Annotated in this window: 16 protein-coding genes; 8 read left to right on the plus strand and 8 right to left on the minus strand. The window is 64.7% G+C overall.

Translation table 11 applies throughout. The features are described from left to right. Positions 1-5: 5 nt before the first annotated feature. Positions 6-1,670 (plus strand): membrane protein insertase YidC, encoded by a 1,665-nt coding sequence (gene yidC, locus BFF94_RS23580; protein WP_128841303.1) that lies wholly within the window; start codon positions 6-8, stop codon positions 1,668-1,670. Positions 1,671-1,794: 124 nt separating this feature from the next. Here yidC and BFF94_RS23585 read toward each other — a convergent pair whose 3' ends face one another. Continuing rightward, positions 1,795-2,232, minus strand: coding sequence for a transcriptional regulator (locus BFF94_RS23585; protein WP_128841307.1), 438 nt, complete (start codon positions 2,230-2,232; stop codon positions 1,795-1,797). 338 nt (positions 2,233-2,570) lie between these two features. Here BFF94_RS23585 and mnmE point away from each other — a divergent pair, with 338 nt between their 5' ends. Beyond that, the gene (mnmE, locus tag BFF94_RS23590; protein ID WP_128841302.1) at positions 2,571-3,965 is read left to right on the plus strand and encodes a tRNA uridine-5-carboxymethylaminomethyl(34) synthesis GTPase MnmE; all 1,395 of its coding nucleotides are present in this window, start codon (positions 2,571-2,573) and stop codon (positions 3,963-3,965) included. A gap of 49 nt (positions 3,966-4,014) precedes the next feature. On the opposite strand, the gene BFF94_RS23595 is transcribed toward mnmE, so the two are convergent. After that, on the minus strand, positions 4,015-4,368 hold the full coding sequence (locus BFF94_RS23595; RefSeq protein WP_128841301.1) for a hypothetical protein: 354 nt from the start codon (positions 4,366-4,368) through the stop codon (positions 4,015-4,017). A gap of 3 nt (positions 4,369-4,371) precedes the next feature. After that, positions 4,372-4,725: a hypothetical protein gene (locus BFF94_RS23600; RefSeq protein WP_128841300.1), complete on the minus strand. Its 354-nt coding sequence runs from the start codon at positions 4,723-4,725 to the stop codon at positions 4,372-4,374. A 250-nt stretch (positions 4,726-4,975) separates the two neighbouring features. Between BFF94_RS23600 and BFF94_RS23605 the strand changes: the two genes are divergently transcribed. Further along, the gene (locus tag BFF94_RS23605; protein ID WP_246637394.1) at positions 4,976-5,752 is read left to right on the plus strand and encodes a hypothetical protein; all 777 of its coding nucleotides are present in this window, start codon (positions 4,976-4,978) and stop codon (positions 5,750-5,752) included. 72 nt (positions 5,753-5,824) lie between these two features. Here the strand turns inward: BFF94_RS23605 and BFF94_RS23610 are convergent, their stop codons facing one another. The 4 genes from BFF94_RS23610 to BFF94_RS23625 all read right to left on the minus strand — a co-directional run bounded on the left by BFF94_RS23610 (position 5,825) and on the right by BFF94_RS23625 (position 8,112). Continuing rightward, on the minus strand, positions 5,825-5,947 hold the full coding sequence (locus tag BFF94_RS23610) for a lipoprotein (RefSeq protein ID WP_175851916.1): 123 nt from the start codon (positions 5,945-5,947) through the stop codon (positions 5,825-5,827). Between the two features lie 150 nt (positions 5,948-6,097). Then, complete coding sequence (locus BFF94_RS23615) at positions 6,098-7,456, minus strand: GGDEF domain-containing protein (protein ID WP_128841299.1); 1,359 nt, start codon at positions 7,454-7,456, stop codon at positions 6,098-6,100. A gap of 109 nt (positions 7,457-7,565) precedes the next feature. Next, complete coding sequence (locus BFF94_RS23620; protein ID WP_128841298.1) at positions 7,566-7,814, minus strand: DUF2795 domain-containing protein; 249 nt, start codon at positions 7,812-7,814, stop codon at positions 7,566-7,568. Positions 7,815-7,941: 127 nt separating this feature from the next. Beyond that, complete coding sequence (locus BFF94_RS23625; RefSeq protein WP_006489933.1) at positions 7,942-8,112, minus strand: hypothetical protein; 171 nt, start codon at positions 8,110-8,112, stop codon at positions 7,942-7,944. Between the two features lie 151 nt (positions 8,113-8,263). Here BFF94_RS23625 and speG point away from each other — a divergent pair, with 151 nt between their 5' ends. From speG to BFF94_RS23640, 3 genes are all read left to right on the plus strand, one after another. Next, entirely contained in the window at positions 8,264-8,806 is a 543-nt protein-coding gene (gene speG, locus BFF94_RS23630) for a spermidine N1-acetyltransferase (RefSeq protein WP_128841297.1), read from the plus strand. Between the two features lie 502 nt (positions 8,807-9,308). After that, on the plus strand, positions 9,309-9,656 hold the full coding sequence (gene sap1 / locus BFF94_RS23635) for a surface attachment protein Sap1 (protein ID WP_162285522.1): 348 nt from the start codon (positions 9,309-9,311) through the stop codon (positions 9,654-9,656). 189 nt (positions 9,657-9,845) lie between these two features. Beyond that, positions 9,846-10,400, plus strand: coding sequence for a YaeQ family protein (locus BFF94_RS23640; RefSeq protein WP_128841296.1), 555 nt, complete (start codon positions 9,846-9,848; stop codon positions 10,398-10,400). Between the two features lie 21 nt (positions 10,401-10,421). On the opposite strand, the gene BFF94_RS23645 is transcribed toward BFF94_RS23640, so the two are convergent. After that, on the minus strand, positions 10,422-10,835 hold the full coding sequence (locus BFF94_RS23645; protein WP_034179392.1) for a VOC family protein: 414 nt from the start codon (positions 10,833-10,835) through the stop codon (positions 10,422-10,424). A gap of 428 nt (positions 10,836-11,263) precedes the next feature. Between BFF94_RS23645 and ada the strand changes: the two genes are divergently transcribed. Together ada and BFF94_RS23655 are read left to right on the plus strand one after the other, a co-directional pair. Further along, positions 11,264-12,355, plus strand: coding sequence for a bifunctional DNA-binding transcriptional regulator/O6-methylguanine-DNA methyltransferase Ada (ada, locus tag BFF94_RS23650; RefSeq protein ID WP_219139914.1), 1,092 nt, complete (start codon positions 11,264-11,266; stop codon positions 12,353-12,355). Beyond that, a complete protein-coding gene (locus BFF94_RS23655) occupies positions 12,352-13,311 on the plus strand; it encodes a DNA-3-methyladenine glycosylase family protein (RefSeq protein WP_219139915.1) in 960 nt (319 codons plus the stop codon). The genes ada and BFF94_RS23655 overlap by 4 nt, the downstream gene beginning before the upstream one ends. The last annotated feature ends 105 nt before the right edge of the window (positions 13,312-13,416 follow it).

Genomic DNA, 13,416 nt, shown 5'->3' on the forward strand with positions numbered 1-13,416 from the left:
AACGCATGGATATCAAACGCACCGTCCTATGGGTGATCTTCTTCATGTCAGCTGTCATGCTGTACGACAACTGGCAGCGGTCCCACGGACGCCCGTCGATGTTCTTCCCGAGTGCTACGCAGACGGCCCCCGCGGCCGCTGCCGGCGGCGCATCGGGCACGGGCGCGACGACGACCGCAGGTGAAGTACCTGCCGCCGCAGCCGGCACCGCTCCGTCGACGACGGCACCGGCCGCGCAGGCGCAGCTCGTGAAGTTCTCGACCGACGTATACGACGGCGAAATCGACACGCGCGGCGGCACGCTCGCGAAGCTGACGCTGAAGAAGCAAGGCGACGGCAAGCAGCCCGACCTGTACATCACGCTGTTCGACCACGCGGCCGGCCACACGTATCTCGCACGCTCGGGCCTGCTCGGCGGCGATTTCCCGAACCACAACGACGTCTACTCGCAGGTCAATGCGGGCCCGACGTCGCTGACGGGCGACCAGAACACGCTGAAGCTGTCGTTCGAATCGCCGGTGAAGGGCGGCGTGAAGGTCGTGAAGACCTACACGTTCACGCGCGGCAGCTACGTGATCGGCGTCGACACCAAGATCGACAACGTCGGCACGGCGCCTGTCACGCCGACGGTCTACATGGAGCTCGTGCGCGACAACACGGCCGTCGAAACGCCGATGTTCTCGCACACGTTCCTCGGGCCGGCGGTCTACACGGACACGAAGCACTTCCAGAAGATCGATTTCAGCGACCTCGACAAGAACAAGGCGAACTTCGAGAAGTCGGCCGACAACGGCTGGGTCGCGATGGTGCAGCACTACTTCGCGTCGGCATGGATTCCGCAGCAGGGCGTGAAGCGTGACATCTACGCCGAGAAGATCGATCCGGCGCTGTATCGCGTCGGCGTGAAGCAGCCGGTCGCCGCGATCGCCCCGGGCCAGTCGGCCGACGTGCAGGCGCGCCTGTTCGCCGGTCCGGAAGAAGAGCGCATGCTCGAAGGCATCGCGCCGGGCCTGGAACTCGTGAAGGACTACGGCTGGGTGACGATCATCGCGAAGCCGCTGTTCTGGCTGCTCGAGAAGATCCACGGCTATGTCGGCAACTGGGGCTGGGCGATCGTGCTGCTCACGGTCCTGATCAAGGCGGTGTTCTTCCCGCTGTCGGCTGCGAGCTACAAGTCGATGGCGCGCATGAAGGAAATCACGCCGCGGATGCAGGCGCTGCGCGAACGCTTCAAGAGCGATCCGCAGAAGATGAACTCGGCGCTGATGGAGCTGTACAAGACCGAGAAGGTCAATCCGTTCGGCGGCTGCCTGCCGGTCGTGATCCAGATCCCGGTGTTCATCTCGCTGTACTGGGTGCTGCTCGCATCGGTCGAAATGCGCGGCGCGCCGTGGATTCTGTGGATTCACGACCTGTCGCAGCGCGATCCGTTCTTCATCCTGCCGGTGCTGATGGCCGTCTCGATGTTCGTGCAGACGAGCCTGAACCCGACGCCGCCGGACCCCGTCCAGGCGAAGATGATGAAGTTCATGCCGATCGCGTTCTCGGTCATGTTCTTCTTCTTCCCGGCCGGCCTGGTGCTGTACTACGTCGTGAACAACGTGCTGTCGATCGCGCAGCAGTACTACATCACGCGCAAGCTCGGCGGGGTCAAGAAGAAACCGGCCTGACGCCTGTCGCACACGCGGGCGGCCAGCCGCCCGCGATGCATGCAAAAAAGCCGCATGGTTTGCCCCATGCGGCTTTTTGTTTTTGGGCGGCGATGCGTGATGCGTGTGCGTCCGTCGTTCCCGGTCAGGCCTTCTTCGCTTCGATTTTCGGTTCGACGATGTAGAACTGCTCGATCAGTTCCTGAACGAGGTAACGCTGATGCGGCGGCAGCGCCTCGATCTTCGACGCGAGTTCGATCGTCTCGGGCGTCGGCGGATAGCGCTCGTCGCGCGGCAGCGGTTGCGGCGTCGGGTGTTCGATCACGCTCGGCGACGGGCCGTAATGCAGCCAGTGCAGCTCGACGCGCAGCCACTCGGCGAGCGTTTCGAGTTTGTCCGACGTCGGAATCGTGCGGCCCGTCAGCCATTTGTGCGCGGTTTGCGGCGAAACGGGATGCGTTCCGCGGTGGCGCAGATTGAATCGGTTCGCCAGCTCCGTCGCGCCGGTGACCTTCTCCGGGCTGCGCCGCAGGGCGAATTTCAGGCGTTCCGAGAACGCGGCTTTTTCTTCGGATGTCGGCATGGGGGAGATTGTGCAATTCCGCCGATGACTTTCAGACAACTGCGTAGGATAAACGTATCTCATTTGGATGAATCCCAACCAGGTGCGGAGCGGGCGATCGAATTGGGGGCCCAGTCGTTGGCCCACTCCGGCAGGCATACTCGTCCGAAACGGGTGGTTCGATGCTACGCCGGATTGATACTCGGCTTAGCCCCAGCGGGATAAATTCGGGGGAGTCCGAAACCAACGGGGTGGCCGGTGGCGTGCGGGCCGGCACGCTACAATGCCCGCGTTCCGATGCCCGAACTGTTGCGCGGGCGCACCATTCACTGCCTGACCACCCGATTCATCCGATTCCCATGCTCGCTACCGATTCCGATCCCATCGTCGCCATTGCCACTGCTGCCGGCCGGGGAGGGATCGGTGTCGTCCGCGTGTCGTTCGGACGAGGCGGCGAGGCGGCCGCGTTGCCGCTGATCGACGCGTTGTGCGGGCAGAAGCTCGCGCCGCGTCATGCGAGCTACGTGCCGTTCCTCGACGAGCACGGCGCGCCGCTCGACCGCGGGATCGCGCTGTATTTCCCGGCGCCGCATTCGTACACCGGCGAGCACGTGCTCGAGCTGCAGGGGCATGGCGGGCCGATCGTGATGCAGTTGCTGCTGCAGCGCTGCCTGGATGCGGGGCGCGGCTTCGGGTTGCGGCTCGCGGAGCCGGGCGAGTTCACGCGGCGTGCATTCCTGAACGACAAGCTCGACCTCGCGCAGGCCGAGGCCGTAGCCGACCTGATCGAGGCGAGCACCGAGGCGGCGGCGCGGTCGGCCGGGCGTTCGCTGGACGGCGCATTTTCAAAGCAGATCCATGCGCTCGTCGACGACGTGATCACGCTGCGGATGCTGGTCGAGGCGACGCTCGATTTTCCGGAAGAGGAAATCGATTTCCTCGAAGCGGCCGATGCGCGCGGCAAGCTCGCGAAGATCCGCGCGCAGCTCGCGCACGTGCTCGGCGATGCACGGCAGGGTGCGCTGTTGCGCGAGGGCTTGTCGGTGGTGCTCGCGGGGCAGCCGAACGTCGGCAAGTCGTCGCTGCTGAACGCGCTCGCCGGCGCGGAGCTGGCGATCGTCACGCCGATCGCCGGGACGACGCGCGACAAGGTTGCGCAGACGATCCAGGTCGAAGGGATTCCGCTGCACATCGTCGATACGGCCGGGCTGCGGGAGACGGAGGACGAGGTCGAGCGGATCGGCATTGCGCGCACGTGGAGCGAGATCGAGCGCGCGGACGTCGTGCTGCATCTGCTCGATTCGCGCACGGGGATGACGCCGGATGACGAGACGATCGCGGCGCGGTTTCCGGGCGGCGTGCCGGTGGTGCGCGTGCTGAACAAGACGGATCTGACCGGGGTGGCTGCTTGCGTCGAGCATCCGGCGGCGGAAGGCGATCTGACCGAGGTGCATCTGTCGGCGAAGCGCGGCGACGGGATCGACATGCTGCGCGCGGAGCTGCTGCGGATCGCCGGTTGGCAGGCGGGGGCCGAAGGCGTGTATCTCGCGCGCGAGCGGCACCTGATCGCGCTGCGGGCCGCGCAGGAGCATTTGGCGCAGGCGGCGGATCATGCGGAGCAGAGGGCGCAGTCGCTCGATCTGTTTGCCGAGGAGTTGCGGCTCGCGCAGGAACAGCTCAATGCGATTACCGGGGAATTCACTTCGGATGATCTGCTGGGGGTGATTTTCAGCAGGTTTTGTATCGGGAAATAACTGCGTCACCCGAAGACTCGGAGAAACGCAGAGGCCGACTGCACACTCGTCAATACGGTTTGACTCCAACGCGATGGTTCGCGCAGGCGTATGCGAGAGAGAACGCTACAAAGATGAAGAGGCACGCGGCAACAATCCTGGCGACTCGACTCGTTTTCTCGATCTTCGTGAACAGAACACTGCCGATGAGAATGAGCGCGACGCCGATGAAGAAGTCACTTGCCGCGCTGCCCATACCGCCTTCGGCGTGGCTGTCCACAAAGCTCATGTAGTCGTAACTCAGAAGATGGTGCAATTGTTCCATGTTTCGCACATGGATGAGTGTCGCAACGGCAAAGGCTAGTCCCGCTACCGAGATGACCGACGCGGCGATTGACAGTGCAACTTGGGCTCGTGTTTTCATGAGTTATCCCACCGTGTAATAGGCTTGCGTCTGCGCGTAGATCAGGATAACAAGGAGGGCGATGGCACAGCCAAGAGCGACGTTGAAGCTGCTGGCGCTGCGATTTGCCTTAAGCGCGGATAGCGCCGCGAACGCGCTAATGGCGGCGAGCACCAAGACGTAAAAGCGACTCGCGAGCAGTTCAGCTGCCGGTACCTCTCGATCGAAGCGATTTGTCCAATGGTAGGTAATCGCTTTCAGCGTCAGGCCATCAGTGATGACGGCCGGTTTGAGCAGCAGGTGAGACGCAGGCGCGCCCGCACCAAGGTAGCAGAGAATGAGCACGAGAAATGCCACCGCGACAAATTTCAGTTTCATAGGTTATTGAATTCAGCAAAATTCCAGCGCAAATGCGTATTCACTGTTCCCAAACGTCGCCGTCCCGGTTTTGATAGCTGCCGTAGTGGTGCTGATACATCCACTTGCCGCCACGTAGTTCACAGCTGGCATTTGTCGCAAGCTGGCGCCGCCCATATCGCCTGACGCGATTGTGCTTCGTAACAGCCAACATTGAGCAAAAAGCGTTGCCGCTCATTGTCGCGAGCCGACCTCACCACGCCCTGCGGCTATGCGCCTGTCCCGCCGCCGTTTTCTTTGCACGCTCGTCGCGTTGCCGATGGTTGCCGCACGCGCCGCAGAGAATTCTTCCGTGCGGCTTCGGGCGGCCGACCGCAACGCAATCATCCGCGCCGTCTTTTCCGATGGCGCATCGTTTCCCGATCTGAGCTCGCGTCACGTTGCGCTGATGAAGACCCTGCGAGTGATGTGGCTTCCGGTCGAATCCGGTGCACCGGGTATCGATCCGATACGGCCGCTGATCGGTGAAGGGGCGACGATCGCACTAGTGAAAGCGACACTCAAAACCGACGACGATACGCTCGCCATTCGCACACTGGCCGAACTCGGACATCTCGTGCCCGAGTTTGCAGCGGTTTCCGGCACGCTTGCGCCTGGGCGATACACAATCCCGCCAGCGCTTCGCAAGCTGTTCTCGTTCAAGGAAAGCGGTGTCGATGCGTCGGGCCATTTCGAATTTCGTGCCGTGCATTTCGCCGTGCTGAGGGGCGCCAACTGGACGACCGTGGATGCGAACTCGATCGACGACGTGTTGGACGAAGGGGACTTTTGGCCAATGCCCTACATCGATGGCAAGCGGCCGTATGGAGATTGCACTTACTACCAGTTTGACATGGCCGAACTGCTGGGCGAGCCGTACAAGCGGGACGCCCGAGGCAATCTGGTCAAAGATGCGGAAAAGGATGCGCGCCTCGAGCGTCTCCACTACGAAACGCTCGCTGCGCTACAGGTGTTCCTGATGCATGCCGAACTGAACCGATCGGCATGATTGGCTCACGGTTCGGACCAACAATTACGCTTTGACCGTCAGGCGATCAAAGCCCCCGAACCGTCACTCACTTCAATCCCAATGCCGATGATGATAGTACCCGCCACCACCGTAATACCCACCGCCGTCAGGCACCACGATACAGCCGCTCAACAACACGGCGATACCGGCAATCAGTAAAAGGGTCTTCTTCATCGCGTTCACCTGCTCGGGTTCGGTATGAAACCCAGCATAGCGAGCACTGACAACACCGGCTGTAAGCGTTCGTATCCCTGTCCCGCAATCCGTAACGGCGGATTATTCCGGTCACAATGACCGTAACAAATACCCAAACAGCAGACGTTTTCAGGCGACGACGACCCTGTTTCGCCCCGCATCCTTCGCACGATACAGCGCGGCATCGGCGGCTTCGATCAATGCATCGGGCGTCGACAGGTCGTCGGCCGACACGGTCGCGCAGCCGACGCTGACGCTCACGCGCCCGGCCGGCGCAGCAGGCATCGCGAGATCGAGCCGCAGCACCGCTTCGCGCACTTCGTCGGCGACTACCCGCGCGCCGCGCGCGCCGGTGTTCGGCAGCACGATCGCGAACTCCTCGCCGCCGTAACGCGCGACGATATCCGCGGGCCGCCTCACCGCGCCGGCCAGCGCATTCGCGACCGCAATCAGGCACGCATCGCCCTTCACGTGACCGAACGCGTCGTTGTACGCCTTGAAGCGATCGACGTCGACCATCAGCAGCGACAGCGGTTCGCCCTGCCGCCGCGCCTGCAGGAACAGCGTGTGGAAATGATCGTTGAAGTGGCTGCGGTTGAATGCGCCCGTCAGCCCGTCGCGCGCGGAGGAACGGATCAGCGTCGCGTGCGCCTCGAACAGCCGCTGGTACAGCATCGTCACTTCCCACGCGAGCACGCACACGAGCACGCCCGGCGTGAACATGCTGAACACGCGCGCGAGATACCAGCCGACCGTGAAGCGATGGTTGCTCATCAGGTTCAGCGTCGTGTCGGTGAGGCACGCGAGCACCGCGATCGCGAGCCACAGGTCGAGCGTCGTGCGCAGCCGCCCGCTGACCAGCACGGCAACGAGCGCCAGCGCATTGAGCATCCACACGACGAGCGCGACGCCGTTGACGGGCAGCACGGCCGCGTCGCCCGGAGGATGAAACGCTGGCGGCAGCGACACGTTCAGCGCGAACAGGCACAGCAGCCCGGCGGCGACGGCCGGCCCGCCGACCAGTGCGAGCGTCCACCAGCGCGTCTGCTGCGCGCCGATCGGTGCGCGCGCCAGCCGCACGCGGGCGAGCAGCGCGACCATCACGAAACCCGGGAAGCCCGCGTGCCAGAAGATCCACATCCACGCGGCGCTTTGCGGTTGCGCGCCGAACAGCCCCTGCGGCGCGAACACGCCGGGAAAGGTGAGCAGCTGCAGCGCGACGGCGAGCGCAGTGAACGCGTAGGCGCCGCCGAGCGCGCCGAGCACCGGCTGGCGCGTCACGGTGAACTGCGCGCCGAGAAAGAACGCCGCGATGCTCGCGGTGGTGAACACGGTGAGCGCGCACATCGGCATGAACGGCTCGACGGCCGGCAGCGCGACGTTCGCATGCGGCGCGGCGATCCCGAGCGCAAGCATGATGACGAGCGCCGTCAGCGCGCCGAACCAGAGCTGACGGCGCGTCGTATGCTGGATCAGGATGCCTTCCATGGATGTCCCCGGGCACGTATGCGTAAAACGCCCGGTCGTGCGCCGGGCGGCAGGCAGCCGGCGCTGTGCGACCGGTGCCGCCTGATGCTATCGCGTTATGGGGGCGCGCTCAAATCCCGAGGCCGGGACCGAAATTGCCGGCGACCCAGTGCGTGACGGCGTCAACGTCCGCGTAGTCCTGTTCGGGCAGGCCGTCGAGCATCGACAGCACTTCGTTGCTGGCGCCGGCGTCGCGCGCGGCATCGACGATCGTATCCTTGTTCGCCGGGTAGTGGACGGCCGCCAGCACGTCGGCGATCTGCAGATCGATCGTTTCGTGGGGAATGTCATGCGGGGGGCTGGCGGGCTTGTCGTTCACGGCGGCGTCTCGCGGGTTGAGCGGGAATCGGATCGAGGCGGAATTCGGGGGCGTAACGGAGCGCATCACGCGCTGCACAATCCGGGGCGGCCAAGCCGGCGCGCCCCGCGGATGGACGGCGATCGACTCAATGCCCGCGTCGCACGCGGCGCCACGGATGCTTCCAGTCGATGTGCGGTGCGTTTTCGTCGCGAGGATGCTGGCGCCGATGTTCCTGCCAAAGTTCGTCGGAGAACAGCGCCGCCACGATCACGAGCGGCAGCACGAGGAAAATACCGAGTATGACTTGCTCGATCACGATAGCCTCCGTGCGGTGGCAGGAACCCTTGCTCCCATTTTAGGCTCTGAACTTCGCCCGCGTTCAATTTCTTACAGTGCGAAACGGGCCCGCGCGCGGCCATGCCGCGCGGGCGTTCCGCACGTGCGCCGGCATCAAAAAGGATATGAACATGCAACTCCAGAACGATACCAACACGCTCGCGCTGCGGCCGCTGGAGCGCCAGGACCTGCGCTTCGTCCACGAGCTGAACAACGACGCGAAGATCATGCGCTACTGGTTCGAGGAGCCGTACGAAACCTTCTCGGAACTGTCGCAACTGTACGACCGTCACGTGCACGACCAGCGCGAGCGCCGGTTCGTCGCGGTCGACGCGCAAGGCGAACTGATCGGCCTCGTCGAGCTGATCGAGCTCGACTACATCCATCGCCGCGGCGAGTTCCAGATCATCATCGCACCGCAATGCCAGGGGCGCGGCTATGCGGGCCAGGCGACGCGCCTCGCGATCGAATACGCATTCAAGGTGCTGAACATGCGCAAGCTGTACCTGATTGTCGATACGTCGAATGCAGCGGCGATTCACGTGTACGAAAAATGCGGATTCCAGCACGAGGCCGAATTGAGGGAAGAATTTTTCGGAAACGGCGCGTATCACAACGCTTATCGCATGTGCATCTTCCAGCGCGATTATTTCGAGCGTCAGCAATCGGCCTGATTGAAGCTGGGTAAATACCTGGATGAAAGTCGCCCGCGGCGGGGCTTCCGCGGGCGCCGGATGCATGCGGGGAAATACGGATAAATACGGATCCGCTTATACCTGGCATTGTTCTTGTATCAGGTAAATGCGATTCCGCGCTGCGATAAAGTCGAATCGTTTCGGATGACTTTAGGTGCAACGCATCAAAATGATCCGGATAGCGAAATGGATTATCCAAACCGTTCAATTGCCGCATTGTAAATTTTCTGAAAGTCTTGTCGGGTAACGCTTTCCGCCCGGCGCCATGAGCCTGTCCGCCGCGCGCCGAACGTTGCCGCTTGCGCGCATCGAGCGAAAAACGGGCTGCGCGCGGGGTGCGACAATCCGCCGCTATTGCGGTCGCACAACAAATGTGCTTGCTATCGCTTGCCGGTCTTCTAAAGTGAAAAACGCGGGTTCACGATCACCTTTAAACACATAGCTAACCCAAGCCTGGTGCCCGCAAGCCTGGAGACAGAATATGATGAAGCGTACCGGTATCCTTTTTGCCCTCGTCGGCGCATTTGCCGTGGTGTCGATTGCCCAGGCAGGCGGCGATTCGGCGGTCAAGCCGAAGCAGGAAATCCAGCTGACGAAGAACGCATGGGGCTGCCTGTCGAAAGACAATCTGGACTCCGTACTGAATCACGAGCGCGACGGCAAGTCGCAGGCGAGGCAGCAGTACTTCGACGACTACCGGTGCCTGTCGGTGCCCGAAGGCCAGCGCTTCCGCGTGGTGTCGGTCGACCAGGGCGACGTGCAGTTCGTCAGTGCCGACAACAGCGACCAGCAGGGTCTCTGGACCGATTCGCGCTTCGTCAAGCAATAACCGCCCAGTCACCGCGCAGTCGCTCGACGCGCGAGCGCGCCGGCCCGACGAGCCGGCGGCGCGAACCGAATACGGCCCGGCTCATGCCGGGCCGTTGCGCTGTGAGTCGCGCATGACACGCGCCGGACGGCGCGCATTCGGTATCATCACGGCCCGACCGAACCGAATGCCCGCCCGGGCCGCATCCGCATGGCGCTGAAATCCACGATCTACAAAGCCGAACTGCAAATCGCCGACATGGATCGGCATTACTACGCCGATCACGCGCTGACGGTGGCGCGCCATCCGTCGGAAACCGACGACCGGATGATGGTGCGCCTCGTCGCGTTCGCGCTGTTCGCGCACGAGCGGCTCGAATTCTGCAAGGGGTTGTCGGATGTCGACGAGCCCGACCTGTGGCAGAAGGACCTGACTGGCGCGATCGACGTCTGGATCGAAGCCGGCCAGCCCGACGAACGGCGCATCTCGAAGGCGGCCGGCCGCGCCGGGCAGGTCACGGTGATCGCGTACGGCGGCAAGACGTCGGATATCTGGTGGCAGGGTGTACGCAGCAAGGTCGAGCGGCTGCGCAACGTGCAGGTGCTGTCGCTCGCCGACGGCGTCGCGACCGCGCTCGGGCAGCTCGCGGAGCGCACGATGCGCCTGCAGTGCACGGTGCAGGACGGCGCGGCGTGGATCTCGAGCGCCGACCACGATCCGGTCGCGGTCGAATGGACGGTGCTGAAGGCGCGCGCGGGCGCGTGACGGCCCGCGCACCGGCCGCATTCAGCCGATCGCGGCCGGCGGCCCCTTGAATTCGAGCATGTTGCCTTCGGGATCGAACAGGTAGATCGATGGCCCGTAGCCGCCGGCGCCGTAGCGCTCCGCGGGCGCGCCCGGCCGCGCGCCATGTGCGGCGAAATGCGCGATCAGCGCGTCAGGGTCGAACGGCTCGACGCGCAGGCACAGGTGATCGAGGTTGCGTCCCGTGCCGGGCGGGCCGCTGTCGGGACGGTCGATCGGGCCGCCGACCGACAGCAGGTCGATCAGCGCATCGCCGGCGCGCAACTGCACGAGGCCCAGATCGGGCTGTTCCTTCTCCACATGGCAGCCGACGGCGTCGCAGTAAAAGCGCGTCATCGCCGCCATGTCGGTCACGCGCAGCACGATATGATCGATCGCGCGGATGGTGGGCTTCATGAGTGGATACTCCTTCGCAGTCGACGAGCATCGAGTGTAGACGCATCGCGCCTGCGCCGCCCGCTGGAACGCGGCACAATCGACAGACGAAAAAAAGCCCGTTCACGCAGAGCGGAACGGGCTTAATCCATATCAGGAGGAGACATGGAGGAGACAGTTCCAACTATACACACGGCGATGGTGCGACGCAATATTCCGAATGCAAAAAAACGTCAGGACGACGATTTGTCGCATCCGCACTGCAGCAAAATGGTGACGGGGCGATGACGAAAACCGTGCCGGAGCAGACGGCGCACGCGATTCGCCGGATTTATCTTCAATTGATGTGACCCCGGTTCGCCGTCAGAATCACAGAGCAAGATTCAGGGCGCGACGGCACGTGCCGATGTCTAGAGTAGGCACCATCTACACTAGAGTGCGAGGTTCAGATGAAAACCGCCTATCCGACCGACGATGCCCGCTGGGGCGCCGTGACCGAGCGCGATCCGCATGCGGACGGCGCGTTCTTCTATGCCGTGAGCACGACCGGCGTGTTCTGCCGCCCGACTTGCGCGTCGCGGCTGCCGCGTCGCGAGCATGTGTCCTTCTTCGCCGATCCGGCGGCTGCGCGTGCAGCCGGGTTCCGGCCCTGCAAGCGTTGCCAGCCGGAAGGGCTGCCGCGCGAGCTCGAGATCGTCAACCGCGCGTGCGCGGTGCTCGACGCGCATGCCGAGCGGCTCACGCTTCAGCAACTGAGCGATGCCGTGCACGTGAGCCCGTTCCACCTTCAGCGGCTCTTCAAGCGCGTGGTCGGCGTGTCGCCGCGGCAGTACCAGGCCGCGCAGCGCGGCGCCGCGCTGCGGCAGGCGCTGCAAAGCGGGCAGCCGGTCACGCAGGCGGCCGTGGACGCGGGCTTCAACTCGCCGTCGCGGCTCTATGCATCGGTGCCGCGCGAGCTCGGGATGGCGCCGTCCGCGTTCCGCCGCCAGGGCGCCGGCCTGCGGATCGACTATACGACCGCACCGACGTCGCTCGGCACGGTACTCGTCGCCGCGACCGAACAAGGCATCTGCCGGATCGCGTTCGGCGATGAACCGGCGTCGCTTGTCGGCGAGCTGAAGGACGCGTTCGCGCGCGCCGAACTGGTCGAATCGTCGGCACGGCTCGCGCCGTTCGTCACGCAGATCCGTGCATACCTGGATGGCACGCGGCACGCGTTCGACCTGCCGCTCGACATCGCGCCGACGGCGTTCCAGCAGCGCGTGTGGGAAGCGCTGACGCATATTCCGTACGGCGAAACGCGCAGCTACTCGGAGATCGCCGAGGCGCTCGGCTCGCCGCGCGCGGTGCGGGCCGTCGCGTCCGCGTGCGCGTCGAACCCGGTCGCGATCGCGATCCCGTGCCACCGCGTCGTGCAAAAGGGCGGCGCGCTCGCCGGGTATCGCTGGGGCGTGCGCCGCAAGGCGACGCTGCTTGCGTCCGAGGCGCGTCATGTGCACAACGATGAAACCGAGTCCGTTGCGGAGGGCAGCGTAGTTTGAGCATCGCAAAAACAACGATCACGTCAATCGTGAGCGGCGGCCATGTGCCGCCGTCCGCGCAGATGGAACTGCGCTTCAACGCACCGTACGACTGGGCGCGCGTGCTGCGCTTCTTCAGCGGGCGCGCGATTCCGGGTGCCGAGCAGGTGGCGGACGGCGCGTATCGCCGCATCGTCGATCTGCACGGCGATTCCGGCCGGCTCACGGTCACGAAGCATCCGCGCAAGCATTGCCTGATCGCGACGGTCGAGGGGGCGGTCGCGCGCCATGTCGACGATGCGTTCGCCGCGCGCGTCGCGACGATGTTCGATCTCGGCGCCGATCCGGCCGCGATCGGCGGCGGGCTCGCGCGCGATCCGTGGTTCGCGCCGCTCGTCGAGGCCGCGCCGGGGTTGCGCGTGCCGGGCGCATGGTCGGGGTTCGAGCTGGCCGTGCGCGCGATCGTCGGCCAGCAGGTGAGCGTGAAGGCCGCGACGACGATCGTCGGCCGGCTCGTCGAGCGGGCCGGCGAGCGTGTCGTGAGTGAGGACGACGGCGCGCCCGCGTGGCGCTTCCCGACGCCCGACGCGCTGGCCGCGTGCGATCTCGACAAGATCGGGATGCCCGGCAAGCGGGTTGCGGCGCTGACGGGCGTGGCGCGCGCGGTGGCGGCCGGCGACGTGCCGGTTGATCGCACGCATGCCGATCTCGCGACGCTGCGCGGCGCGTGGCTCGACCTGCCCGGGATCGGCCCGTGGACCGTCGAATACATCGCGATGCGTGCATGGCGCGACCCGGACGCGTGGCCGGCATCCGATCTCGTGCTGATGCAGTCGATCGCCGCACGCGATCCTGCGCTCGACCGGCTGACGAGCCAGAAGCGCCGCACCGAAGGCTGGCGGCCGTGGCGCGCGTATGCGGCGCTGCATTTGTGGAACGAAGTGGCCGACCGGGCGGGCGGCGCGCGCGGCGGTTGATGGCGACGGCCCGCGGCCGGGCGCGGGGGCGCTTCCCGCAACCCCTTGTCCTGCGGGGCTGAGAGGCCGCAAGCCATTTCGACTAATGTCGTTTCGCAATGGACT

The sequence above is a fragment of the Burkholderia catarinensis genome, assembly GCF_001883705.2.
Taxonomy (GTDB): Bacteria; Pseudomonadota; Gammaproteobacteria; order Burkholderiales; family Burkholderiaceae; genus Burkholderia; species Burkholderia catarinensis.